The organism is Rouxiella badensis, from assembly GCF_002093665.1.
Taxonomy (GTDB): Bacteria; Pseudomonadota; Gammaproteobacteria; order Enterobacterales; family Enterobacteriaceae; genus Rouxiella; species Rouxiella badensis.
In genome coordinates, this window is record NZ_MRWE01000053.1 from 1 (window position 1) to 21987 (window position 21987).

Sequence of the window (21987 nt, forward strand, 5' to 3'; positions counted from 1 at the left end):
TATAATTATAGGATTAAAAGTTTTTTCCATTATACAGGCCAGCTTGGTCACTTACCCTATCGGATAAATCCTGATTATGCTTCGTTCTATTTTTTACATTGAGCAGGCAACGGTGCCGAAGGATCTTCATCGACTTTAAATACCCACTCCTGATAACTGTTGGCTTTTTTAAATGTTTTGTTTTCCTCTTTAAATCCGACTTTTTTCAGCGGATTACCCTTCACGGAGGAGTGCACGCCAATCCAGCGCCCTTCGCTGTCGAATACCTGTACCCAGTTTATTTTTTGGGTGAAAGGATCAAGATAAATTCTCCGCAAATGGTAGCGAGGCTTGAAGCTTCGGTTATCAAAAACTAATTGTTCAAAACTTATTGGAAAACAGTTGTCTTTTTTTACCGAGCTCGCCTCTTGTTTTAAACTATCAGAACCACGATAACTGTTTATGGCTGCACGAATTTGATTTCCAGCAAAAAGAAGCTGCGCCTCTTGCTGCTGACGAAAATTTGTCGCGATAAGGTCCTGGCTCTTGAGCATTAATATCGCCATCAGGCTTAATCCCACCAGCAATAATAAATAACTGAAGCCACTTTGAGCATTACCACTTTGCATACTCGGTTCCATCCGTTGATTTCAAAGGGGATCCGCTGTGCACGTCGGTTATTTTCCCATCCACATTTTCGGTTGCGACCCAAGAGTTGCGTTTATCAGTAATGGGATCGAGAGGCAGTTGACGTAAATACTGTTTCTCCACCAGCGCATCCAATGAGTCGGGAAACGCCGCGTTGTCGCGCAGATAATCATCCAAACTGCCGCGCAGCACGTTAAGATTATGCTTTAACACCACCTCACGGGCTCTTTCGGTCTGCTGAAAATATCTCGGCACTGCGACCGACATCAGAACGGCAATAATGGCCATCACCACCAACAGCTCAATCAGCGTAAAACCTTTCTCACCACTGCGCATATGGCACCCCGTTCAGGCCGCTCAACGCACTCGACGAGCGGATATCGTAAACATCTTTTCCGCCGTCGAAGCTGTCCGGTTCTGCCGTCGAGCTACGCACCTTCCAGGTCTCCTCGTTTTTACGGCCTTCGCAGTCACAAAAGGGGTCTCGCGGAATGCGGCGCATAAAATAGATCATCTTTTCATTCGGCGACGTTATGTCTGCCACACCCGAGGCAAGTAGTCTCAATTCGGCAGGATAACCCGACGCATCGGTGGCCTTTGCAACCTGCCCCGACAGGGCCGCCTTGTGATATTCGTCGAGGGCCTCGCGGATTTGGCGCAGCGCGAGATGCAGCTCCTCCTCCTTTTGCCGCTGGGTGTATTTGTTTACGACCGGCAATGCGGCGGCAGCCAGCGTGGCCATGATGGTCAATGTGACCATCATCTCGATAAGCGTGAAGCCTTTCTGACCTCCCATCATGAGCCACTCGCCTCTCGTGCTCCCTGATTCGGATCGGGCAGCGACTCAGGCATATGCGCAGCTGGCGCATAGTCGGGCTGAGGGAACTGCTCTTCGTTAAGTTTTATTTTGCCATTGGCGCGCAGAATCACGTTTTGCTCACCGGGCAGGTCTTCCGTGCCGAGCTGAATGGTGCTGACATGCCCGCCCGGTAAATCGATATTGTGCTCAAGCCTTGGCGTGATAAGCAGGATAACCTCGGTGCGGGTATCGCTATGGCTATGGCTGCCAAACAGGCCGCCCACCAGTGGGATATGACTAAACCACGGCAGGCCCTGATCGCTCTCGAGTTTGTCCTGTTTAATCAGGCCAGCCAGAATCTGCGTCTCGCCGTTTTCGCTGCTCAGGATAGTCTTGGCCTTGCGGTTGGTGGTCTTGTAGTAGATTTCACCGTTTGCCGCCTTTACCTCGTTCCCCAGATTGCTTAAGTCGAAATCCACGTCCATGGTGATGGTGCCATCGAGGCTGATATCTGGCGTCACCATCAGTTTGAGGCCAATCTCGTTATACTCCACCTTCGACGTATTGCCGTATTCACCCAGCGTACTGCTCACCACCGGGATTTTCTCGCCGATGTGGATTTCCGCCTTCTTGCCATTTTTCACGCGTATGCGTGGATTGGCCAGAACCGTCGCTTTGCTCACCAGATCCTTGAGATTGATAGCAATACCCCCGCTCTCACCCAGCCTCACATACAGATTACCGGCTTTAAATCCGCTGAGAGGAATGCTGGACCCTGAACTTTTGCTTTTCTCCGAAGACTCTGATGAATTGCCGACGCTAAGGCCGATTTTATCCGGGTAATCGATGCCCAACGCTTTGGCGTCGTTGGTCGACACCTCTAGCACCTGCACCTCCAGCGTGACCTCGGCGTCGGGCCTGTCGAGCGTGATAAGCAACCTTTCTGCCATATCGACTGTCTCTGCCGGGGCGCGAACGGTAATCGTATTGGTGCGCTCGTCGACGTGGATATCTTTAATCTTCAGCATATTGCGTAGTGCAACGTTCACGTCTTTGGCCTTGGCATAACCCAGGAAGAAGGTCTTGACCTCTATATTACGGTAGGTTTTATCCTTCGACTGTCCGGCCGGATAGATAAGCAAAGTGTTACCGTTAAGCACTTTCTTTCTCAACTGATTAGTCAACAGCAACAGATTGATGGCGTCTTCTGCCGTGGTTTTTCTGGCGATGATGCTGGCCGTGGCCGATCTTGGGACATCGTTATCATAAATGATGTTTATGCCGGTCATTTTCGAGACAGTGCTGAAGATATCGATCAGATTATGTGACTGGAAATTCAACGATATTTGCTTCTTGAGCTCGGCGTCCATTTTCTCATACGGCACGTTGCTGGATGAGAGCTTACGCATCAGATGGTCACGCAACGCTTTACCCTGTGGCCAGTTAGGCTCTTCTTCGAGCACCAGCTGAATTTTCTGTAGCGCGCGCTCAGGGTCCTGTGACGCCAGTTTCACCGCCTGCAAATAGGTGGCATCGAGTGCACGATAGGTACCTATGCGTCGCAACCCCTGCGCTGCACGGCTGTTGCCCGACTGATAGGTCAGAACGGTGCGCCAAAGCCTTGAGGCCTCGGCGTACTCATTCTGTTTCAGCGCCTGTTCGGCCTGATTGAGATACAGATTGACCAGAATACTGGTATCAATTTGCTCACGGCTCTTCAGTTCGACGTTATCCGGGTCGGCGGCACGTTGTCGCGTCAGTTGCTCAAGGGATTTCACCAGCACCTGCTGTTGCGTCTCCCCCGTTTTCTCGACGTTTGCCGGTTTTTTGTCCGTGGCACAGCCTGCCAGTAAAAGGAGAGCGATGGCCAGAGCCAGAGGTTTTTTATTTAGCATGATGTGTATTATTTAATCCTGAGAAAGTAGGCTCAGCGTCCATGTCGCCAAGCGCCATGTGCTGTTCGCGCATTTGCGGTAACCAAATAAAAGTCAGGCTTTGGGCCGAAACGCTTTTTAACTGCCAATCCTTTGTCAGGTTCATCCCTGTCCACACCCGCTCTGGAGCACGACAACGGCGGCAAATAATCCATTGCTGGTCGGCCTGTTGCAGCATCAAGGCACGCTGATTGTCGCTCCACCACGCGCCGACGAGCCTGAAAGGCAACGGCGGCGTAACGATTTTTGGCGGTTCTGCGTCCTTGGGCTTCGCGAGCACCTCGCGTGACGTCTGCACATCGGCCGGTTTTATCCCCGAGGGGAAAATATCGATAAAGCCGTCCTGCGGTTTGAGTTCGCTGACGGGCGTTAACCTGTTGCTGTCGACGTGGGCCGGGCGCTGCACCACGGCTATCTCTTCAACGCCGTCTGGCGCATCATCAACGAGGCTGTACAACACCAGTGCACCGGTAATTAACAGGGCAAACTGCAGGTAGCGTGGGAGTTTCATTGTTTTCCCCCAGATAACGTGACCCGCAGCATAATCTGCAAGTCCACCTGGTTAGGGTGGGCGCGTGTGAGCGAGATGGCGTTAACCTTGACCGGCATCGTCGCGGTCAGCTCACTCAGTGCATCGTAAAACTGGCGATAATTTCCCTTCATCGGAATATCCAGGCCTAACTGACCAGCCTGGTCATCGCCGGCTTGATTAAATTGATAACGACTTTCCTGTGCAGTCAGATGGTGCTTGCCAAGAATGCGGAACAGCGCCTTGACCTGCTGGTATTCGGTGATACTCAGGTTGTCCTGTAGTGCGGCCTGTTCAGCCGAAATCATCGGCAGTGGAACGCCCAATTCACGATTAATCTCTTCAATATCATTCACCTGACTCTCCAGCACGGGGCGCTGTTCGACGAAAAGGAATATCCCCCCCACCAGCCAGATAACGCCCAGTAAGACCGGCAACGGACCCAGCTGACGATAGACGACGGCACCGTACCAGCGCAGACGGCTCATCAGCGACTGCGCGTCTAGCGAGCCGGAAAAATTAATCTTCATGGCGATATTCCATACGTAGTGCGGCCTTGACCTGCCATCGGCCTTTGAAGGCGGTTTCGCTGCTGTGGCTTTCCAGCTCAACCTTGCCTGCCAGTTTTTGCAGACGAGCGGTGAAGTCCAGAAGATCGTTAAGCGAATCGGTGACAACCACCAGACGCGCCTGGCTTTGTGCGTTGTCGACCTCGACAGAAACCAGCGCGACGTCCTCACGTAACGCTTTGCCGATCAGACTCAGGGGAAGCATGTCCGGCGTCGCCTGGGTCTTTCCCGGAAGACGACGGTCAAAGGCCTTCTGACTGGCGTAAATTTTTTCTGCTGCCTGCCGGTGTTCAACAAGCAATGCCTGATGCGTATCGAGGGTCTGTTGATGCCGCTGTTTTTCACCCATCCCCTGCACGAGCAAAATGCTCAGCGGGACGAACAGCAGCAGCATCACGGCGCAGGCCTTCACGGCCAGCGGCGGTAGTGGACTAAATTGTTGGCGATTCATAAATTCTCTTGCGCGCGGCTTGCGTCGGAAAACGAGGCGGTAACGAACCCGTCGGCGTCAGGCTGGATGACGAAGCACGCAAGGGGCGGTAATCCCGTCAGGCGATTAGCTGTTTCAAGCTGAGTCTGGGTATCGGCGGTGGGCAAATGCAGCGAAAAGACGCTGTGCCATTGGTGCTGATAGCGCAGCGCAAAGCTGCTTTGCTGCGGACCCATGCAGGCAAACAGCGCATCGTCCGGCATACTGCGACACGCCTTGCGCCACAGCACGTCGAACAGGCTTCTGCAGCCCATAAAGCGCAGACGACGGCGTCGTGCGGCTACGCCAAGCAGTTCGAAAATATCTTTATCCATCAGCGCGGCGAAGCCGTTTTTACCGTATGCGTAGTCGGTAAAGGCCACGCGCATCGGGCCGGATGCTTGTCCCTGCTGCTGCAGATGAAAGGCAATCGCATAATGGTCACGATCGACGGGTGTGTTCATCCCTTGCTGCCAGGGAACAATCAAATAATGCAGCTGCGAGCTGTCGAGAATAAACTCGATGCTATCGACAAAAGGCAGCCGCGAGGGGATCTGTGCGAGCAGTGCGTCCAGGCTGGACGCCAGTTCGGCGTCACTCTCGACGTCTATCTGCGCGATTTTTTTCTGCGCCAGAAACAGCTGCAAACATCGCGGCTGAAGGAAAACCTGCCACAGGTTAGTGTATGGAAATAACACGTTTCACTTCCTGTAAGGTGGTATGGCCGTTGAGCGCAGCCTCGATGGCAATGTCTCGCAGCGGGATAAAACCGTCTCTCAGAGCGGTCTCACGCAGGTGGCGGATTGAGGCACGTGCCAGCATGGCTTCTTTCATCGCATCACTGAAAAACAGCACTTCTGCCAGCGCCAGACGGCCGTGATACCCGCTGCCGCGGCATTTCTCACAGCCGCGACCCTGCGCCCAGATGCCTTGCTCCAGCTGTTGCGGGGTCAGGTGCCAGTCTTTTATCTGCTGCACGTCAGGCCATTTTTCTTCGCGGCAGTGCGGGCAAATCTGGCGAACCAGCCGCTGCGCGACTACGCCGTTAAGTGCGGTAATCAGGCTGACCGGTTCGACCTGCATATACATGAAACGCTCGAGCACGCTAAACACGCTGTTGGCGTGCACCGATGACAACACGACGTGCCCGGTCAACGCGGCTTGTACCGCAATACCCGCGGTTTCACTGTCGCGGATTTCACCGACCAATATGATGTCCGGGTCGTGACGCAGAATGGCGCGAAGCCCACGGGCAAAGGTCAGGCCTTTTTTATCGTTAACCGGGATCTGCAGTACGCCGCCGAGCTGATATTCGACCGGATCTTCGATGGTGATTATTTTGCTCTCGCCGCTGTTGAGTTCGCTCAGCGCCGAGTAGAGGGTGGTGGATTTACCGCTGCCGGTAGGGCCAGTGACCAGCACCATGCCGTACGGCATGTGGGTCAGTTGACGAATAGCGTCCAGCGTCTTTTGGTCAAACCCGAGCGTTTCCAGGCGCAGATTCTGCTCGTGTGACTTATCCAACACGCGCAGCACCGCGTCTTCACCGTGAATACTCGGCATAATAGAAACGCGAAAATCTACAGCGCGCTGCTGGATGAGTGCTTTGAAACGGCCATCCTGAGGGGTGCGGCGTTCAGAAATATCCATGCAACCCAACACCTTAAGTCGCGAGATAACCTGCTCGGCCTGCTGAGTGCCGTTACAGCGGGTGATCAAATGCAGCACGCCATCGATACGGTATTTCACCACCAGCCCGTCATTGACGCTCTCGAGGTGAATATCGCTCGCACGGCTTTGCAGGGCGTCAAACAGTGTCGCATTGACCAGTTTAATGACCGGGCTCTGTTCGCGGGCAAGCGAAACCAGCGAGATATCGGTGAGCGCATCCTCAGCGGACTCCTCTGACGCCTGCTGACCGAGATGGTCGGTGGTGCGCTGCTGGCGAGAGAGTATTTCGAGCTGTTCATTGACCCACGACGGCTGGCAAAGCCCAAGCCTGTCGGTGTAACGCTGCGCCCACTGACGCAACGGCAGAGAGAAGGGGTCGCCGAGCAGCAGATAACTGCACGCGTCCAGCGTCACCGGCAGAACGCCGTGTGAAATAGCCTCCGTCAGCGGCAGGCGCGAGAAGTCCAGCGTCGCCAGACCGAGCTGATGGTTGTTCAGCGGATAGAGCCCAAAGGCCGCGGCCACGGGGTGCAACTTATCAGGATGCTCGGTGAGAAATAGCTCAAGTCGCGCGCGGCGCTCTGCGTCATCGAGCGTAAACCAGTGTTGGAAATCGTCGAAGGCCGTATTGGCAGAATGAGTCATGACAGGCTCCCGGCCATCTCGAAGATAGGCATGTAGAGAAGAAACACCACCAGCCCCACCATGCCGCCGACGATTAACATCAGGATAGGTTCAAAGACTTTGCTGAAGGTTTCGATCGCACGTTCCAGGCTTTCATCATAAAAAGCGGCAATGCGCTCACACATGGCAGGCAGTTCACCGCCGCGCTCGCCAACGGTCAGAAGACGCGCCGCTACCGGCGTGGTGAGCCCATAATTGTCGAGCGTTTGCGAGAGGGACTTGCCTTCGCGCACTTCGCTTAATACCTGCTGGAGCCTGGAGCGATAGTCGCCGGGCAGCAGCGTACCGGTCATCTCGAGGGCGCTGACCGCAGGCATCCCTCCCTGTAGCAGCAGTCCGAGCGTGCGATAAAAACGAATCAGGACCGAGAGTTCAAACTGCATTCTCAGCTGCGGTATGCGCAACAACAGCTGCAGCAATCCTGTCTTGAGGGCCTGACTGCGCAGGGTCGCGACTAACGCAACCGTTGACACCGCCGTCGCCGCCAACAGCAGCATGCCGTTCTCAGTCACCAGCTTGCCCCACCAAACGATAAACTGCGCGCTGGCGGAGGGATCCTTCATACCGGCGAACACCACCGAAAAGCGCGGAATAATGAAGCCGAGTAAAAAGAACATAATCAGCCCACCGACGCTCAACACCACGCACGGATAAAGCAGGGTTGAATGAATACGTTTACGCAGTACTTCGATTCTTTTTTCATAAAACTGAAAACGCGTCAGTGCGGTCGCCAGCTGCCCGGTTTGTTCGGAGGAGGCAACGGTACTGATCAGCAGCGCGGGGAATAAATGCGCCTGCGCGGCCATAGCCTGAGAGAGCTGGCATCCCTGATAGAGTTTCTGCAATAACATCTGCAACACCTGACGTTGTGCGTCATCGCGGCAGCTATCGTGCAGGGCCTCAATCGCCTCGACCACCACCAGCCCGGCCTCGAGCAGCGCCACCAGTTCCTGAGTAAACAGCACTAAAGGAAACGGCTTTTTGCTGCCCTTCCATGGGGTTGACGATTTAATTTTGATGACCAGCGCACCGTCGTTCGCCGCGCTCATACGGGCTTCATCTTCCGAGCACGCGCGAATACGCTGTACGCTGCTCTTGCCATTAAGCCATAAAGTGACATCAAAGTTTTTCATTACACATTCACCGAAGTTTTGCCGGCCGCTGTTGAACCAGACGCCGATACTGTGGCCACACGCGCTTGATATAACGCTTGCGTAAATGGGCACGCTTTGGAGAGAGCCCGGCGTTGTAACCGCCTACGGCCTCCCAGCTGTAGCCTTTCTGGCGGATCATGCCCGCCAGAATCCACGCGCCGCTCATGACACTTAAACAAGGGTTATCGACAAGCTGCTGTTCGGTAATATTGAATTTATTCAGCGCGGGCATATTTCGGCTATTAATTTGCATTAAGCCAATATCGTAGCTGCCGTCTTTATTATTATTTCTCGCCGTTGGATTTAAATTAGATTCAACAATACCGATGGCCTGTAACAATTCTGGCTCAATACCATAACGTTCACCCGCCTCTTGCCAACAATGAGCTTGAGCAGAGGTAAAGAAAATAAAACAAGACAGGACAATCAATATTCGACACATTATTGGGCACCACGTTGGTTAGAAACCGTAGCTAATGGGTTTTCCATTTATGCCCGTTGAAAGAATATCGACTTCATAAATCACATTTTTGTTACGGGTAGGATTATTCCACTGGTAAGGATTTCCCCATGGGTCTTTCGGTACCTCCTGACTCAGGTAAGGCCCGCGCCAGTTATTGACGCCGCTCGGCTTGTGGGTAAGGGCAGTCAGCCCTTGACCGGCCGTAGGATATTGACCAACATCAAGACGGTATTGCCCCAACGATTCAGATAATGATTTCATTTGGCTGCGTGCGGTTTTCTGTTTGGCCTGGTCGACTTGTGAAAAAAGTTTGGGTCCAACAAATCCTGCAAGCAGAGCAATAATCATTAAAACAACCAGAAGCTCGAGTAATGTAAAACCCTGTTGTGTTTTATGTCTCAAATTTGTTAACTTCATAAAATCCTCAGACGATGTGTTTATGAGATAAATATGATAATCATTCATCGCCTCGCTATTTTTTAGCAAAGCGGGTATTGATAATAGAAGAGCGTTCTTGGAACATTTGAGAAAACGCTCAGCCCAGTAAAGAGAGTTCTTGCTTGCGTTAGATAATCCACAATAACGATTTCGATTACAAATCTACTTCATTAAAAAGGATGAAAATAAGAGGAATATAAGACAAAAATCAAACCGGGATTCTGAAAGATATTTATAATAGTGCACCCATCTAGCCAAAAGCGTTATTTACAAGGCGAAAATAAGGCAAAAATAAGCGATGAAAAACGCGTTATGTTAATTATATTATTTTCAATATTAATGGGTGCCGTGATAGGCAGTTTCCTTAATGTGGTGATCTTTCGCTTACCAAAGATCCTTAATGGCGAAAAAATTTCATTGAGCTTCCCCGCCTCATTCTGTCCTGCATGCCATCATCCTATTCGCTGGCGGCATAATATTCCCGTGATTAGCTGGCTGTTACTCAAGGGAAAATGCCTCGACTGCCGTTCGGCAATCTCTCCTCGTTATCCCTTAATTGAAATCCTTATGGCGGCCTTATTTGGCTGGGTCACCTCACAGCATGGCTTAACCGCTGACACTGCCGCAGTCCTGTTCGCACTCTGCCTGCTGGTGCCGCTCGCCGTCATTGACGCCGATACCATGCTGCTGCCAAACAGACTGATGTACCCGCTGCTGGCAGGGGGTTTAACCGTTGCCCTTGCGGGAATAGGCCGCGTTAGCTGGCAAGAGGCTGCTATTGCGGCTGCATTGGGCTTTGTCGCGCCGTGGAGTATCTCGAAACTTTTCTATTTATTTAATAAACGAGAGGGAATGGGGAGGGGCGATATGAAACTGTTTGCAGCGATCGGTGCGTGGGTAGGCTATTCGCAGCTGTGGGACGTCATGATAGCCTCCTGCATACTGGCCACCGTCTGCGCTTTGCTGATACTCAAGGTTAAACGCGGACAGTCTTTTCCCTTTGGCCCGTATCCCATCATCGTCACGGTGATTATTTTTCTGTTCAACTAAACATTGTGAAAGATATTTCTTATTAAAAATAAGAAGTCGCTCAATGCCTCATCCTGTATTCGGCATGCTTTGCGGGTGTAAAAATACCGTCTGGAAAGCTCCAGTACCCAAAAAATTCTAAAAATAATTCTCCAGCTAAAGGATTGGCTGTGGCAGACGCTGTCTGTCGATGACTTCCTTTAATTAAAGACAATTAACGAGTCATAATAATGAGCCATTTAAATAAAATAAATTCGCCGCTGAGATTCAATTATAGAAAATCAGCAGGATGGGCAGTGGGATTATTTGCCGCCGTATCGTCGATGACCGCCTATGGGGAACAACAGTCCGACGTCATTACCATCAGCGCTCCACTCGACTCCCCCCTCACTACTGTGACCTCAACCAAAGCCCCACGCCAGCCAGTCCCGGCCAGCGACGGCGCAGACCTGCTGAAATCCATTCCTGGCTTCTCGCAAATTCGCAATGGAGGCAGCAACGGTGACCCGGTCCTGCGCGGCATGTTTGGCTCTCGCCTGACCATTCTGACCAACGGCGGAGCGATATATGGCGGCTGCGGCGGGCGAATGGACGCGCCGACCTCCTATATTTCTCCCGCCAGCTTCGATCTGTTAACGCTGATTAAAGGACCGCAAACGGTGATTTGGGGACCGATGGCACCGGCAGGTACGCTGCTGTTTGAAAGTAGTCCGCAGTCTCTTTCCCAACCGACCTTCACCGGCGAGGCGAACCTGCTCACGGGCTCCAACGGCCGATTCGATCAGAACATAGACACTACGCTGGGTAATGCCTCGGGTTATCTCAAACTGACGGCGGGGAAATCACGTGCAGGTGATTATCGTGACGGCAACGGAAACAAGGTGCCGAGCCATTGGGATAAATGGAATACCGACCTGAGTCTCGGCCTGACACCCGACAACGATACGTTGGCTGAATTGAGCCTGGGGACCAGCGACGGCGAAGCACGCTACGGTGGACGGGCGATGGACGGCTCGCAGTTTCTACGTAAGAGCGCTGGGCTGCTGTTGGAAAAGCGCAACATCAGCGACGCTTTATCCAGCGTGAGTTGGCGGCTTTATTACAATCACGCCGATCACATTATGGATAACTACTCCTTGCGCACACCGGTAATGCGGATGGCGTCGCGCGTCGATAGGGTCACCTACGGTACGCGGTTGGCCAGTACCTGGCAGGCTTCAAACAACCAGCTGGTAGCCGGTATTGACGGCCAAAGCAGCACCCATCGCAGCGGCGGTATGACGCATTGGCAGAAAAACGCCGAGTTGGGCCAGCTAGGAGTGTTTGCAGAGTTTACTCAGGGCGTCGACTCCCCTGGAAAGCGCATCAGCGGTGTGCGTCTGGATAGATCAACGGCGACAGATTTCGGTACGTCCAATACCTCAACAACCCATATACTCCCCGGCTTTTTCACCCGCTATGAAACTACGGCATCGGGCTTGCCGGTGATGTCCTACGCGGGATTAGGCTACACCGAGCGCATGCCGGACTACTGGGAAATGTTCTCCAGTACCGGTGATATCGACCACATTCATACCGAGAAAACCACTCAGCTCGATTTCGGTACGCGTTACAGCGATGAAAAGGTGCAGAGTTGGCTTGCTGGCTATGTCGGCCAAATTAATGACTTCATCCTCTTCGACTATGGCGCACCGAAGAAAGCAACCCGCAACGTCAACGCCCAGATTATGGGGGCAGAGATTGGCAGCAGCTACGCGCTGAGCCCTCGCTGGAAGATTGAAGCCTCGTTGGCCTGGGCATGGGGTAGAAATCTTAGCGACAACCAGCCTCTGCCACAGATGCCACCACTCGATTCCCGCTTCACGCTGAGCTATGCGGGTAACGACTGGAACAGCAGCCTGCTGTGGCGCGTGGTGAGTGCACAGCATCGCGTTGCCGCAGAACAGGGCAACGTCACGGGTCAGGACATGGGGCCTAGCGCCGGATTCGGCGTGGTCTCCTGGAATGTCGACTACGTCATTAATCCGACGGTTCGACTGAACGGCGGCATCGATAATCTGTTCAACAAGCAGTACACCGAGCACTTGAACATGGCGGGCAATAAAGATTTTGGTTTCTCGTCACAAACGCAGTTGCCTGAGCCGGGGCGCAATCTCTGGGCCTCAATGCAGGTGAAGTTCTAACCCACTAAACACAAAGGAATCAATATCTAATGGAAAACCGTCTTACCTTGCCCGTTCGCTATGATGGCCTAAGCCGTCTCCTGCACTGGGTCGTTGCTATCATCATCATTTATGCCATGTGTATGGGTTATCTGCTGCACGCGCTGGAAGGGACTGCCTACTTTCAATTTTTCTCGGTGCTGAACATGACGCTGGGTACGCTTGCTACGCCGGTGATGATCATTCGCTTTACATGGCGCTTCTTCCGACCTTCGGTGCCCTATCCTGCCGATGTCAGCGTACTGAAGAAGAAGTTCATGATTTTCGCCCATGAGCTCTTTTATCTGGTGATTTTTATCACGCTGATTTCTGGCTTCCTGATGCTGCAAAAAGGCTACAACCTGTTTGGTCTGTTTCCGATACCGAGGCCGGTCGATACTCTGGCGGTGAACGAATTCTTCTTTGTGCTGCATCGCTATGCCTGCATCACGCTCGGGATTTTCTTTTTAGGACACGTCTTCGCGGTTGCAAAGCACTATTTGGCGGGCAAAAAATCGATTATTTCGCGGATGTTCTAAGAAAAAAAGGTTCAGTCAGGTCGCAATGCCTGACTGAACCCTCAAATGCTCAAGCCCACAGGGGCCTGACTAAATCAGTTACCGCCTTTCAGCAGGCGATACATGTTTTCGCCCTGCTCTTCGTCTTCGTCGTCTTCGTCACCCAGCTCGATACCCAGCTGTTCCATCAGCACGTCGATGCGGTCGAGTGTCTGATCGACGTAGCTCTGGTCTTCTGCGCTCAGAGTTTTGCCTTCGTCCAGCAGGTCGAGCAGTGAATCAAGACGCGCGTCGTTTTCAAGAAGGGTTAATTCTTCTTCTGGCGGCAGCGCTGGCTTGGCTTCCTGCTTCGGCTTGGCTGGCTTTTTAGCCTTAGGTGAATTATTAAATACCGTCTCTACCACCAGCGGAACAGGCTTTTTGCTGCCGATACGCGGATCGGTCTTCTTGCCGCTATTGGCCGACTGGTTTTTCTCTGCATCCGGATTGGCGCGGGTGCCCGGTTTGTGGCCACGACGTTTGTTGTCACGCTTACGTTCGCGCGCTTCGATATCAAGCTCAACGCGACTTTTTTTCTTCGTTTTAGACGTCGCGGCTTTGGCACGCGGTGCTTTCGCTGACTGGTTCATAGCATCTACTCTTAGGTGTGTTCATTTAGTATAGAATTGCGGCGGAATCTAGCAGAAAGCAGACAAAGAAAAAAGGCAACAAGTTAACCTTGTCGCCTTTTTATTTATTCTCATGGAAGAATTATTGTACATACGTGTCCATGTGAGGCAAATATGTCCCTATTTCCCTTTGCCTGAACCGCCAGCCTGGCAGTTTTGTCCGTAAAGCACGATGGGTTCCAAACATCCTTTAGCGCGGGTCGTCCTTGTTTCCTTTCTTGCGCTCATCGCGTAATAAACACTTTACCCTAACGCGCTAAAGGCTCAAGATACCGCCGCGATGACACCCAAGGTGTATTTACGCATCGGGCACCATCTTACTGTATTTAATAAATAATATTGTTTATGGTATTAAAACTAGCGTCTTAGCTCGCACCAGAAATGGCAAAACTCTCACAGCTTAATGGCAGAAATCTCATCTGCTATCATCTCTATGAATGATTTTTCACCATGCGTTATGTAAAACAGAACCACATCTCGCCTCTGATACAGCTATAATCGCCAGCCAGATACCGAAGCCTCACGGAGACACACGTTTTGACCAGCCAAACTTACAACTATCATATGACCCATTTCGTCATCAGTGCCCCTGATATCCGGCATCTACCGAGTGATGAGGGCATTGAAGTCGCATTTGCTGGTCGTTCAAACGCCGGAAAATCCAGTGCGCTCAACACGCTGACCGGACAAAAAAGCCTGGCGCGAACCAGTAAGACACCGGGCCGTACTCAGCTGATCAACCTGTTTGAGGTTGAAGAAGGCATTCGTCTGGTCGACCTGCCGGGCTATGGCTATGCCCAGGTTCCTGAAGAAATGAAACGCAAATGGCAGCGCGCGCTGGGTGAATACCTGCAAATGCGTAACTGCCTGAAGGGTCTGGTGGTGCTGATGGACATCCGCCATCCGCTGAAAGACCTCGACCAGCAGATGATCCAGTGGGCCGTTGACGTTGGCACGCCGGTGCTGGTGTTGCTGACCAAGGCCGACAAACTGGCTTCAGGCGCGCGCAAAGCGCAGACCACGCTGGTACGCAATGAAGTGGAATCCTTCATGGGCGATATTCAGGTTGAAGCCTTCTCTTCCCTGAAAAAAATTGGTGTAGATAAGCTGATGGCGAAACTGAATACCTGGTTTAGCGAAATTCCTCCAGAAGTGCTCGAGGATGTGCTGTCAGGCGAGTGAGATAAACGCTGGACGCGATAAGCGTGTTTAGGTGAAACGGGGTGGCTTAGGCCGCCCTTTTTTGTTTCATAAAGGGGTGCAAAAAACGGTCAAAATCCCGCCAAAAATCCAATAAAAAACGCCCCAGACATAAATGCCTGGGGCGGCTAAAATATTCAGCCAAATCCGATTACGTGAAGTAAAAGGTCTGAAAGATAGAACATCTTACCTCTGTACCCTACGCCTCAGACTTTACCTCATTTTTTTGAGATGAAAAAGTATTTTTTGTAGTTTACTTACACAAAAGTTGAGGGATATGCGATCAGCCTCATACAATTTCATGCCCTTGATGTTGTTTAATTACAAAATCAGCTTATTTTATCGTCACTTAGTGAGCTTGATCCCAGTTTTCGCCCACGCCGACATCCACCTTAAGTGGAACGGCAAGCGTCATGCTCTCTTCCATCAGTTGGCGAATGGTCTCACTGGCTTTCTCGACGTCATCCTTATGCACTTCGAACACTAATTCATCATGAACCTGCATGATGATACGCGCACGAGGCGCATCAGGTCGTTCCAGCCAGGCTGAAACTTTTAGCATCGCTCGTTTGATAATGTCTGCAGCCGTTCCCTGCATGGGCGCATTGATAGCCGCACGTTCCGCTCCCTTGCGACGCATGGCGTTGCTGGACTTGATGTCCGGCAGATAGAGGCGACGGCCGTCCAGCGTTTCGACATAGCCCTGCTCAGATGCCTGCTGGCGCGTGCGCTCCATATATTCGAGCACGCCAGGATAACGTTCGAAGTAAAGGTCCATGTAACGCTGGGACTCCTTACGCGGGATGTTGAGCTGGCGAGATAAGCCAAACGCACTCATGCCGTAAATCAGACCAAAGTTGATAGCTTTCGCACTGCGGCGCTGCTCGCCTGACACTTTGTCCAGTTCGGTGCCAAACACTTCGGCCGCGGTAGCACGGTGGATGTCCTTGCCTTCAGAGAAGGCGGTCAGCAGCCCCTGGTCTTTAGACAGGTGCGCCATGATGCGCAGCTCGATTTGCGAGTAGTCGGCCGCAACAATGCAGTAGTCCTCAGGCGCAATAAACGCCTGACGGATCCTGCGCCCTTCATCGTTACGCACAGGAATGTTTTGCAGGTTAGGATCACTCGACGACAGACGACCTGTCGCCGTCACCGCCTGGTGGTAGGACGTATGCACCCGCCCATCTACCGGGCTTATCATCAGCGGCAGCTTGTCGGTATACGTCGATTTCAGCTTGGCGAGACCGCGATACTCGAGAATCACCTTCGGCAGTGGGTAATCCAGCGCCAGCTCGGCCAGCACCTCTTCATTGGTTGAAGGCGCTCCGCCCGGTGTCTTCTTCAAGATAGGCAGATTTTGTTTTTCATACAGGATTGCCTGTAGCTGCTTGGTCGAAGACAGGTTGAAAGGTTCTTCGGCCAGCTCGTGCGCCTTGCTTTCCAGCTCATTGAGGCGAATTGCCAGCTCTTTGGAGTGTGCAGCCAAAATGTTTTGGTCGATAAGCACGCCGGTGCGTTCAATGTGTGACAGTACGGCGACCAATGGCATATCGATATCGGTAAAGACGGTCTTCAGGCCCGGCTCTTTGGCAATCTTCGGCCACATAGCCTGGTGCAACTGCAACGTCACGTCGGCGTCTTCAGCGGCGTACGGGGCAGCCTGCTCCAACGCAATCTGGTTAAAGGTGAGTTGATTTTTGCCTTTGCCAGCAATCTCTTCGAAGGTCACGGTTTTGTGGCCCAGCAGCCTGTCGGCCATGCTGTCCATGTCGTGACGACCAGAGACGCTGTCGAGCACGTAGGATTCGATCATGGTGTCAAAATCGATACCTTTGAGGTCGATGTTGTATTTCAGCAGCACACCGCGGTCAAACTTGAGATTCTGACCTACTTTTGCCTGCTTGGGATCTTCGAGCAGCGGCTTGAGCTGTGTGAGAACCTCGTTGCGGTCCAGCTGCACCGGGGAGTCGAGATAATCATGGGCGACCGGCAAATAGGCTGCCTTACCCGGGGCGATGGCGAACGACAGGCCAATCAGGTTGGCCGTCAGGGTATCGAGCCCGTCGGTCTCGGTATCAAAGGCAAAAACGTCGGATTTTTTGAGCAGTAACAGCCACTCGTCGAGGGTTGCCTGGTCGAGAATGGTAACATAGCCCTCCTGAGAGAGCTGAGCACGCTCTACCGCAGTTTTTACGCTGCTTTCGACCTCAGGTACGGCACCTTTTTTACTGGCCGTCGCGGGGCCTTTCTTGCCGTTTAGCCAGCCCCCCTGATCGACATCAGCCAACCAGCGTTTGAACTCGTAGCGATCGAACAGCTCTCTAAGCTCGGCGTCGTTAGGTTCGCTAACGGTGAGATCCGCGCAGGTTATCTCCAGCTCGACGTCCGTTTTAATTGTCGCCAGCTGGTAGGAAAGGTAAGCCACGTCTTTATTGTCAGCCAGCTTGGCGCCCATGGTCTTGGCACCGCGGAAGCTGAGAGTGGCAATCTTGTCCAGATCGCCGTACAGCGCGTCGAGTCCGCCTATGCCTTGCAGAAGTGCCTGCGCCGTCTTCTCACCCACGCCCGGCACGCCAGGGATGTTATCTGAAGAGTCGCCCATCAAGGCCAGATAATCGATGATAAGTTCTGGTGGTACGCCGTATTTGGTCACCACTTCGTCAGGGCCAAGAATGCTGTTGTTCATGGTGTTAATCAGGGTCACGGCCGGCGTGACCAGCTGCGCCATGTCTTTGTCGCCGGTGCTGATGAGTACCGCATGCCCTGCCTTCTCGGCTTCGAGCGCCAGCGTACCGATGACATCATCAGCCTCAACGCCCGGAACCACCAGCAGCGGCAGCCCCATGGACTTAACCATCTGATGCAGCGGCTCAATCTGCGCGCGTAGATCGTCAGGCATTGGCGGACGATGAGACTTGTATTCGGCAAACAGTTCGTCGCGGAAGGTTTTACCTTTGGCGTCAAACACCACTGCGACGTGGCTCGGCTGATATTGCAGCAACAGGCTGCGCAGCATGTTAAGTACGCCGTACATCGCACCGGTGGGCTCTCCCGCCCCGTTGGTCAGAGGGGGAAATGCGTGATAGGCGCGGTACAGGTAAGACGATCCGTCTACCAGGATTAAGGGATTTTCAGCAATCTGGGCCATAACTCTTCTTTATTCGTCGCATGTCATACCCCTAAGCATGCCATAGCTGAGGTTAAAGGCGAACCTTGAAAGGAAATTTGATGTTGATCCTGCGAGCTTTCTCCCAGGATCCAGCCTGTGGATAAGTTTGTGCATAGTTTTGCGACAGGATCATAGATTTGAGTTGCATATAGCAGAACAGATCGATATACGGCGGTTAATCATCAAGTTATAAGGGAGAAAGGGGCAATTGGGCTGTCATTTTATTTTAATCATCGTTGTGGATATAAATATTAGACTTAATATCCCTTTAGGAATTTTTCCATAAATATTAATCCAGAAAGTTAAATGATACTGAATAAAGATAAAACAAAATATGGCTAATGAGAAAGCAGGTGCGTGGCCGGGGGTATGTGCGTTAGTTTATTAAATAAAATATAAACGCCAGCGTTGCGCTGGCGTTTATCAAAGTGGAAAGCGTTTTAATTCTTATTTCTGAGTCGTCAGGAAATTGACCACGTCAGAGAATTGTTTAACGTAAGCATCCATAGAGCTGGTATCAAGTCCGTCATTTTTAACCTGATATTTGCCGTTCACGTAAACAGACGGCACGCCCTGCAGACCGAAATCGGCTGCGGCTTTCTCTTCCTGAACGACCAGAGACTTAACCACGAAGCTGTTCAGCGCCGCGTCATAGTCCTGACCGCTCACGCCAGCCTTGATAAAGACATCGCGGATATCGGCCTCAGTTTTCACCGTCTGTGATTTCTGAACGGCGTCAAACATCAGCGGGCTGATTTTGTCTTCTACGCCCAGCGCCATCGCTACGGCCCATGCCTGAGTCAGCTGCTTGCCCAAAGGCCCAAGGAATTCAACGTGATATTTCACGTACTTCACGCCCTGTGGCAGGTTTTTACGCACAGTGTCAGACACATGCCAGACGCGTTCGAACTCGTAGCAGTGCGGGCAATAGAATGAGAAGAACTCGACAACCTGAGGCTCGTTAGCCAGCGGCTTGTCGAGCGTAATGTACTGAGTACCATTAGAAAATTGCGCAGCAGAGGCGCTGAACGCCAATACCATACCCATGAAAGCCATCATGATCTTTCTGGCAGAAAAAAGGTTCTTCATAACTCATCCATCTCCGTTTAAATAATTATATAAAGCTTATTTCGTTTCTCAGTACATTGGCATCAACTGTAAAGGAGGCGCCCGTAATTTATTAATCTGCTCTTTAAATGCCGCAGCCTGACCCAACCAAAAATCTTCATCCTTCATCCACGGGAAACTGTGTGGGAATGCAGGATCCTGCCAGCGACGGGTCACCCAGGCGAGATAATAGACCATTCGCATCGCGCGCAGCGGTTCAATAAGTGCCAGTTCCCGGCTGTCGAAATCGGCAAATTCGCCGTATGCCTCAAGCAAAATATCCAGTTGAACGAGTTGCTCGGCGCGATCGCCGTGCAATAGCATCCATAAATCCTGAATGGCCGGGCCATTACGCGCATCGTCTAAATCGACAAATATAGGGCCGTCACGCCAGAGAATATTTCCAGGGTGACAATCACCGTGTAAACGACGCGGCTGCCAGTCGTGATGCCAATATTCTTTTATGGTCGCAATTAAGGCATCAAGAAGGGTAAGAAATGCGGCACGTTGTTTAGCAGGAATTAACTCGCTAGTGGAGAGAACCTCGCGCGGTTCAGTAAGGTATTCTGCAACGTCGATAGTCGGACGCTGGGTAAATAGATTCTCGCTTCCGACCTGATGGATCCTGCCAAGGAAACGCCCAACCCATTCAAGCTGATCAAGATTATCTATTTCATACTGCCGACCGCCCACGCTTGGGAACAACGTAAACATATATCCCTGATGCTGATGCAGCGTTTTTCCCTGGAGGGAAACAGGCGCAACGGCGGGGATTTCGGCAGTAAAGAGATCGTGAGAGAAGCGATGCTCCTCTTCTATTTGAGCAGCACTCCAACGCTCGGGACGGTAAAACTTCACCACATAGCGCTGGCGGTTTTCATCAAGGAATTGATATACCCGATTCTCATAGCTATTGAGCGCGGTTAATCCTGACTCAGCAATCAAGCCAACACTTTCCAGCGCATCGAGGATTAGGTCTGGAGACAGTGCCTGAAAATTAAAAGCAGAATTATTCATAACTTCATTCAGATTGGCCAGAGAGCAAAACGATAGTTTGAAATAGTACCATCAATTTTTAGCCTCACGCATGAAGTTCACATAAGTTTACATCAATCCTTGAGGACGCCTCTGGCACGCAAAATTGCCGTTTTAAAATCCTCTTCATAATCTTTTTTTAATCCAGGAATCTCATCTGTACTGGCTGTTTCACGCATTTTAAGCTGATAAATCAATGCGTCATCGCTGAGATCCTTAAGGTCGTCCTTAAAGCCAGCCTCCTGTGCCAGCTTGCTTAATAATTGTAACAAGCTTAAATCAGCCTCTTGTTTCCAGGCAGAATGCAGGAGATCGATCAGTTCATTAATACGGTGATCTTTCATTTTTGGCCTCGTTGACGGGGTATATCCATCAGGCTGACAGGGTTATTTGATACTTAACAGAATGTCTTAACAGAAAAAAGATTAAGCTGATCCAAGACAACATATCGAGTTAACGTTTTAAAGTTTCGCGCTGTGTTCCAGAATAGTGAATACAGAAAACAGGAGTCAGCAAATGATTGAGAGCGCGATTACAGGCGTCATTCTTGCCGGTGGACGTTCTTCAAGAATGGGGCAAGATAAGGGTCTGGTGCAGGTTAACGGGTTGCCGCTTTTTGTGCATATTTCCAAAAGGTTAGCGCCACAGGTTAATACGCTGCTCATCAGCAGTAATCAGAATCAGGAGCACTATGCGGCGTTCTATCCTGTGATCGGAGACCTTATTCCCGATTATGCGGGCCCCCTTTCAGGGATGCTTGCAGCGCTGGTGGCAAGCGAAACCGAATGGGTGGCGTTTGTCCCCTGCGATGTACCGGCGTTTCCCGATAATCTGGTACAGCGTCTGTGGAACGCCAGAGGGCAATCTGCCGCCGTTTATGCGACGGATGCCGAACGTGCTCATCCAGCCCTGTGCCTGCTCAACAAGAGTCTGATACCCACTCTTCGAGACTATTTAACGCGTGGAGAGAGGAAAGTCATGCTGTTCTTCAAGCAGTGTGCAGCACAGCAAGTCACCTTCGATGATCCCAGTTGTTTTGCCAATCTGAATACTCCCGAAGACGTTCAGCGCTGGCAGGCGATACGGGGTGAAAGTGAATGACCCTGTTATTAGGTGTTGTCGCGCATAGCGGAACAGGTAAAACGACTTTGCTGAAGCAACTCATTCCCTATTTACGTGCCTGTAATGTCAGGGTGGGTCTGATTAAACATAGCCATCATTCTGTCGATGTTGATACCCCTGGTAAAGACAGCTACGAGCTGAGAAAAGCAGGCGCGGATCAGACAATGGTAGCGAGCAGCAATCGATGGGCATTAATGACGGAAACGCCCGATGCCGAGAAACTCGATCTGCACTATTTGGCTAGCCGATTCGACCAAACGACCCTCGACCTGATTTTGGTTGAGGGTTTTAAGCACGAAAAAATAGATAAAATTGCGCTATTTCGACAGACAAGTGGCAGAGAAATTGATGCGATTGTAGACGATTATGTGCTCGCTATCGCCACTGATTCGCAGCTTAAATCGTCTTTGCCCGTGCTGGATCTCAACAATATTGCTGAAATTGGTAATTTTATCGTCGACTGGCTTAAGAAAAGAGAGTCAATCTAGCCTCTCATCCGTCGTTATCTGACCTTTTAATTAACGTTACGCGCACAAAAAAGCCCCTGTCGTCAGACAGGGGCCTTCTCTTGAACTGGAATTTCTTAAATTACCGACGAGAA

Annotated in this window: 24 protein-coding genes; 6 read left to right on the plus strand and 18 right to left on the minus strand. The window is 51.6% G+C overall.

The window, feature by feature from the left end:
• Positions 1-86: 86 nt before the first annotated feature.
• The 12 genes from BS640_RS21205 to gspG are packed head-to-tail and all read right to left on the minus strand — an operon-like array spanning position 87 to position 9316.
• A complete protein-coding gene (locus BS640_RS21205; RefSeq protein WP_017493094.1) occupies positions 87-608 on the minus strand; it encodes a type II secretion system protein in 522 nt (173 codons plus the stop codon).
• Positions 595-963 (minus strand): type II secretion system protein, encoded by a 369-nt coding sequence (locus tag BS640_RS21210; RefSeq protein WP_017493095.1) that lies wholly within the window; start codon positions 961-963, stop codon positions 595-597. Before BS640_RS21210 ends, BS640_RS21205 begins: the two co-directional genes overlap by 14 nt.
• The gene (locus BS640_RS21215) at positions 950-1426 is read right to left on the minus strand and encodes a type II secretion system protein (protein ID WP_017493096.1); all 477 of its coding nucleotides are present in this window, start codon (positions 1424-1426) and stop codon (positions 950-952) included. The genes BS640_RS21210 and BS640_RS21215 overlap by 14 nt, the downstream gene beginning before the upstream one ends.
• Complete coding sequence (locus tag BS640_RS21220) at positions 1423-3321, minus strand: secretin N-terminal domain-containing protein (protein WP_017493097.1); 1899 nt, start codon at positions 3319-3321, stop codon at positions 1423-1425. Before BS640_RS21220 ends, BS640_RS21215 begins: the two co-directional genes overlap by 4 nt.
• Positions 3311-3871: a hypothetical protein gene (locus BS640_RS21225; protein ID WP_084913274.1), complete on the minus strand. Its 561-nt coding sequence runs from the start codon at positions 3869-3871 to the stop codon at positions 3311-3313. The genes BS640_RS21220 and BS640_RS21225 overlap by 11 nt, the downstream gene beginning before the upstream one ends.
• Complete coding sequence (locus BS640_RS21230; protein ID WP_084913275.1) at positions 3868-4419, minus strand: hypothetical protein; 552 nt, start codon at positions 4417-4419, stop codon at positions 3868-3870. The genes BS640_RS21225 and BS640_RS21230 overlap by 4 nt, the downstream gene beginning before the upstream one ends.
• Positions 4409-4909, minus strand: a complete 501-nt coding sequence (locus BS640_RS21235; RefSeq protein WP_084913276.1) for a hypothetical protein — start codon at positions 4907-4909, stop codon at positions 4409-4411. Before BS640_RS21235 ends, BS640_RS21230 begins: the two co-directional genes overlap by 11 nt.
• Positions 4906-5625, minus strand: a complete 720-nt coding sequence (locus BS640_RS21240) for a hypothetical protein (protein WP_084913277.1) — start codon at positions 5623-5625, stop codon at positions 4906-4908. The genes BS640_RS21235 and BS640_RS21240 overlap by 4 nt, the downstream gene beginning before the upstream one ends.
• Positions 5606-7243 (minus strand): GspE/PulE family protein, encoded by a 1638-nt coding sequence (locus BS640_RS21245; protein WP_084913278.1) that lies wholly within the window; start codon positions 7241-7243, stop codon positions 5606-5608. Before BS640_RS21245 ends, BS640_RS21240 begins: the two co-directional genes overlap by 20 nt.
• The gene (locus BS640_RS21250; RefSeq protein ID WP_017493103.1) at positions 7240-8415 is read right to left on the minus strand and encodes a type II secretion system F family protein; all 1176 of its coding nucleotides are present in this window, start codon (positions 8413-8415) and stop codon (positions 7240-7242) included. Before BS640_RS21250 ends, BS640_RS21245 begins: the two co-directional genes overlap by 4 nt.
• Positions 8416-8422: 7 nt before the next feature.
• A complete protein-coding gene (locus BS640_RS21255; RefSeq protein WP_084913279.1) occupies positions 8423-8878 on the minus strand; it encodes a transglycosylase SLT domain-containing protein in 456 nt (151 codons plus the stop codon).
• Positions 8879-8896: 18 nt separating this feature from the next.
• Positions 8897-9316, minus strand: a complete 420-nt coding sequence (gene gspG / locus BS640_RS21260; RefSeq protein ID WP_026110696.1) for a type II secretion system major pseudopilin GspG — start codon at positions 9314-9316, stop codon at positions 8897-8899.
• A 360-nt stretch (positions 9317-9676) separates the two neighbouring features.
• On the opposite strand from gspG, the gene BS640_RS21265 reads away from it, so the two are divergent.
• The 3 genes from BS640_RS21265 (at position 9677) to BS640_RS21275 (ending at position 13106) form a co-directional block, all read left to right on the plus strand.
• A complete protein-coding gene (locus BS640_RS21265; RefSeq protein WP_277620117.1) occupies positions 9677-10387 on the plus strand; it encodes a prepilin peptidase in 711 nt (236 codons plus the stop codon).
• A 275-nt stretch (positions 10388-10662) separates the two neighbouring features.
• Positions 10663-12549, plus strand: a complete 1887-nt coding sequence (locus BS640_RS21270; RefSeq protein ID WP_241528263.1) for a TonB-dependent copper receptor — start codon at positions 10663-10665, stop codon at positions 12547-12549.
• Positions 12550-12578: 29 nt separating this feature from the next.
• Entirely contained in the window at positions 12579-13106 is a 528-nt protein-coding gene (locus BS640_RS21275; protein WP_084913282.1) for a cytochrome b, read from the plus strand.
• A 74-nt stretch (positions 13107-13180) separates the two neighbouring features.
• Here the strand turns inward: BS640_RS21275 and yihI are convergent, their stop codons facing one another.
• A complete protein-coding gene (gene yihI / locus BS640_RS21280; RefSeq protein ID WP_017493109.1) occupies positions 13181-13714 on the minus strand; it encodes a Der GTPase-activating protein YihI in 534 nt (177 codons plus the stop codon).
• Between the two features lie 576 nt (positions 13715-14290).
• On the opposite strand from yihI, the gene yihA reads away from it, so the two are divergent.
• Positions 14291-14935, plus strand: a complete 645-nt coding sequence (gene yihA / locus BS640_RS21285) for a ribosome biogenesis GTP-binding protein YihA/YsxC (RefSeq protein WP_017493110.1) — start codon at positions 14291-14293, stop codon at positions 14933-14935.
• A 155-nt stretch (positions 14936-15090) separates the two neighbouring features.
• On the opposite strand, the gene spfP is transcribed toward yihA, so the two are convergent.
• From spfP to BS640_RS21305, 5 genes are all read right to left on the minus strand, one after another.
• Positions 15091-15138, minus strand: coding sequence for a small protein SpfP (spfP, locus tag BS640_RS22445; RefSeq protein WP_071892919.1), 48 nt, complete (start codon positions 15136-15138; stop codon positions 15091-15093).
• 164 nt (positions 15139-15302) lie between these two features.
• On the minus strand, positions 15303-18101 hold the full coding sequence (gene polA, locus BS640_RS21290; protein WP_084913283.1) for a DNA polymerase I: 2799 nt from the start codon (positions 18099-18101) through the stop codon (positions 15303-15305).
• 468 nt (positions 18102-18569) lie between these two features.
• The gene (gene dsbA, locus BS640_RS21295) at positions 18570-19211 is read right to left on the minus strand and encodes a thiol:disulfide interchange protein DsbA (protein WP_017493112.1); all 642 of its coding nucleotides are present in this window, start codon (positions 19209-19211) and stop codon (positions 18570-18572) included.
• Between the two features lie 48 nt (positions 19212-19259).
• Positions 19260-20246, minus strand: coding sequence for a serine/threonine protein kinase (locus BS640_RS21300; protein WP_017493113.1), 987 nt, complete (start codon positions 20244-20246; stop codon positions 19260-19262).
• 92 nt (positions 20247-20338) lie between these two features.
• Positions 20339-20608 carry a DUF1040 family protein gene (locus BS640_RS21305; RefSeq protein ID WP_017493114.1) on the minus strand — a complete coding sequence of 90 codons (270 nt, stop codon included), beginning with the start codon at positions 20606-20608 and terminating at the stop codon, positions 20339-20341.
• A 172-nt stretch (positions 20609-20780) separates the two neighbouring features.
• On the opposite strand from BS640_RS21305, the gene mobA reads away from it, so the two are divergent.
• A complete protein-coding gene (gene mobA, locus BS640_RS21310; protein WP_017493115.1) occupies positions 20781-21365 on the plus strand; it encodes a molybdenum cofactor guanylyltransferase MobA in 585 nt (194 codons plus the stop codon).
• On the plus strand, positions 21362-21874 hold the full coding sequence (gene mobB, locus BS640_RS21315) for a molybdopterin-guanine dinucleotide biosynthesis protein MobB (protein WP_017493116.1): 513 nt from the start codon (positions 21362-21364) through the stop codon (positions 21872-21874). Before mobA ends, mobB begins: the two co-directional genes overlap by 4 nt.
• The last annotated feature ends 113 nt before the right edge of the window (positions 21875-21987 follow it).

Excerpts from the sequence above, each read along its gene's own strand:
- mobA (WP_017493115.1), top strand. The coding sequence starts at position 20,781 with ATGATTGAGAGCGCGATTACAGGCGTCATTCTTGCCGGTGGACGTTCT.
- BS640_RS21220 (WP_017493097.1), bottom strand. The coding sequence starts at position 3,321 with ATGCTAAATAAAAAACCTCTGGCTCTGGCCATCGCTCTCCTTTTACTG.
- BS640_RS21215 (WP_017493096.1), bottom strand. The coding sequence starts at position 1,426 with ATGATGGGAGGTCAGAAAGGCTTCACGCTTATCGAGATGATGGTCACA.
- polA (WP_084913283.1), bottom strand. The coding sequence starts at position 18,101 with ATGGCCCAGATTGCTGAAAATCCCTTAATCCTGGTAGACGGATCGTCT.
- yihI (WP_017493109.1), bottom strand. The coding sequence starts at position 13,714 with ATGAACCAGTCAGCGAAAGCACCGCGTGCCAAAGCCGCGACGTCTAAA.
- dsbA (WP_017493112.1), bottom strand. The coding sequence starts at position 19,211 with ATGAAGAACCTTTTTTCTGCCAGAAAGATCATGATGGCTTTCATGGGT.
- BS640_RS21210 (WP_017493095.1), bottom strand. The coding sequence starts at position 963 with ATGCGCAGTGGTGAGAAAGGTTTTACGCTGATTGAGCTGTTGGTGGTG.
- BS640_RS21235 (WP_084913276.1), bottom strand. The coding sequence starts at position 4,909 with ATGAATCGCCAACAATTTAGTCCACTACCGCCGCTGGCCGTGAAGGCC.
- BS640_RS21230 (WP_084913275.1), bottom strand. The coding sequence starts at position 4,419 with ATGAAGATTAATTTTTCCGGCTCGCTAGACGCGCAGTCGCTGATGAGC.
- BS640_RS21225 (WP_084913274.1), bottom strand. The coding sequence starts at position 3,871 with ATGAAACTCCCACGCTACCTGCAGTTTGCCCTGTTAATTACCGGTGCA.
- BS640_RS21255 (WP_084913279.1), bottom strand. The coding sequence starts at position 8,878 with ATGTGTCGAATATTGATTGTCCTGTCTTGTTTTATTTTCTTTACCTCT.
- BS640_RS21245 (WP_084913278.1), bottom strand. The coding sequence starts at position 7,243 with ATGACTCATTCTGCCAATACGGCCTTCGACGATTTCCAACACTGGTTT.
- BS640_RS21250 (WP_017493103.1), bottom strand. The coding sequence starts at position 8,415 with ATGAAAAACTTTGATGTCACTTTATGGCTTAATGGCAAGAGCAGCGTA.
- BS640_RS21275 (WP_084913282.1), top strand. The coding sequence starts at position 12,579 with ATGGAAAACCGTCTTACCTTGCCCGTTCGCTATGATGGCCTAAGCCGT.
- mobB (WP_017493116.1), top strand. The coding sequence starts at position 21,362 with ATGACCCTGTTATTAGGTGTTGTCGCGCATAGCGGAACAGGTAAAACG.
- gspG (WP_026110696.1), bottom strand. The coding sequence starts at position 9,316 with ATGAAGTTAACAAATTTGAGACATAAAACACAACAGGGTTTTACATTA.
- BS640_RS21205 (WP_017493094.1), bottom strand. The coding sequence starts at position 608 with ATGCAAAGTGGTAATGCTCAAAGTGGCTTCAGTTATTTATTATTGCTG.
- BS640_RS21265 (WP_277620117.1), top strand. The coding sequence starts at position 9,677 with ATGGGTGCCGTGATAGGCAGTTTCCTTAATGTGGTGATCTTTCGCTTA.
- BS640_RS21305 (WP_017493114.1), bottom strand. The coding sequence starts at position 20,608 with ATGAAAGATCACCGTATTAATGAACTGATCGATCTCCTGCATTCTGCC.
- BS640_RS21300 (WP_017493113.1), bottom strand. The coding sequence starts at position 20,246 with ATGAATAATTCTGCTTTTAATTTTCAGGCACTGTCTCCAGACCTAATC.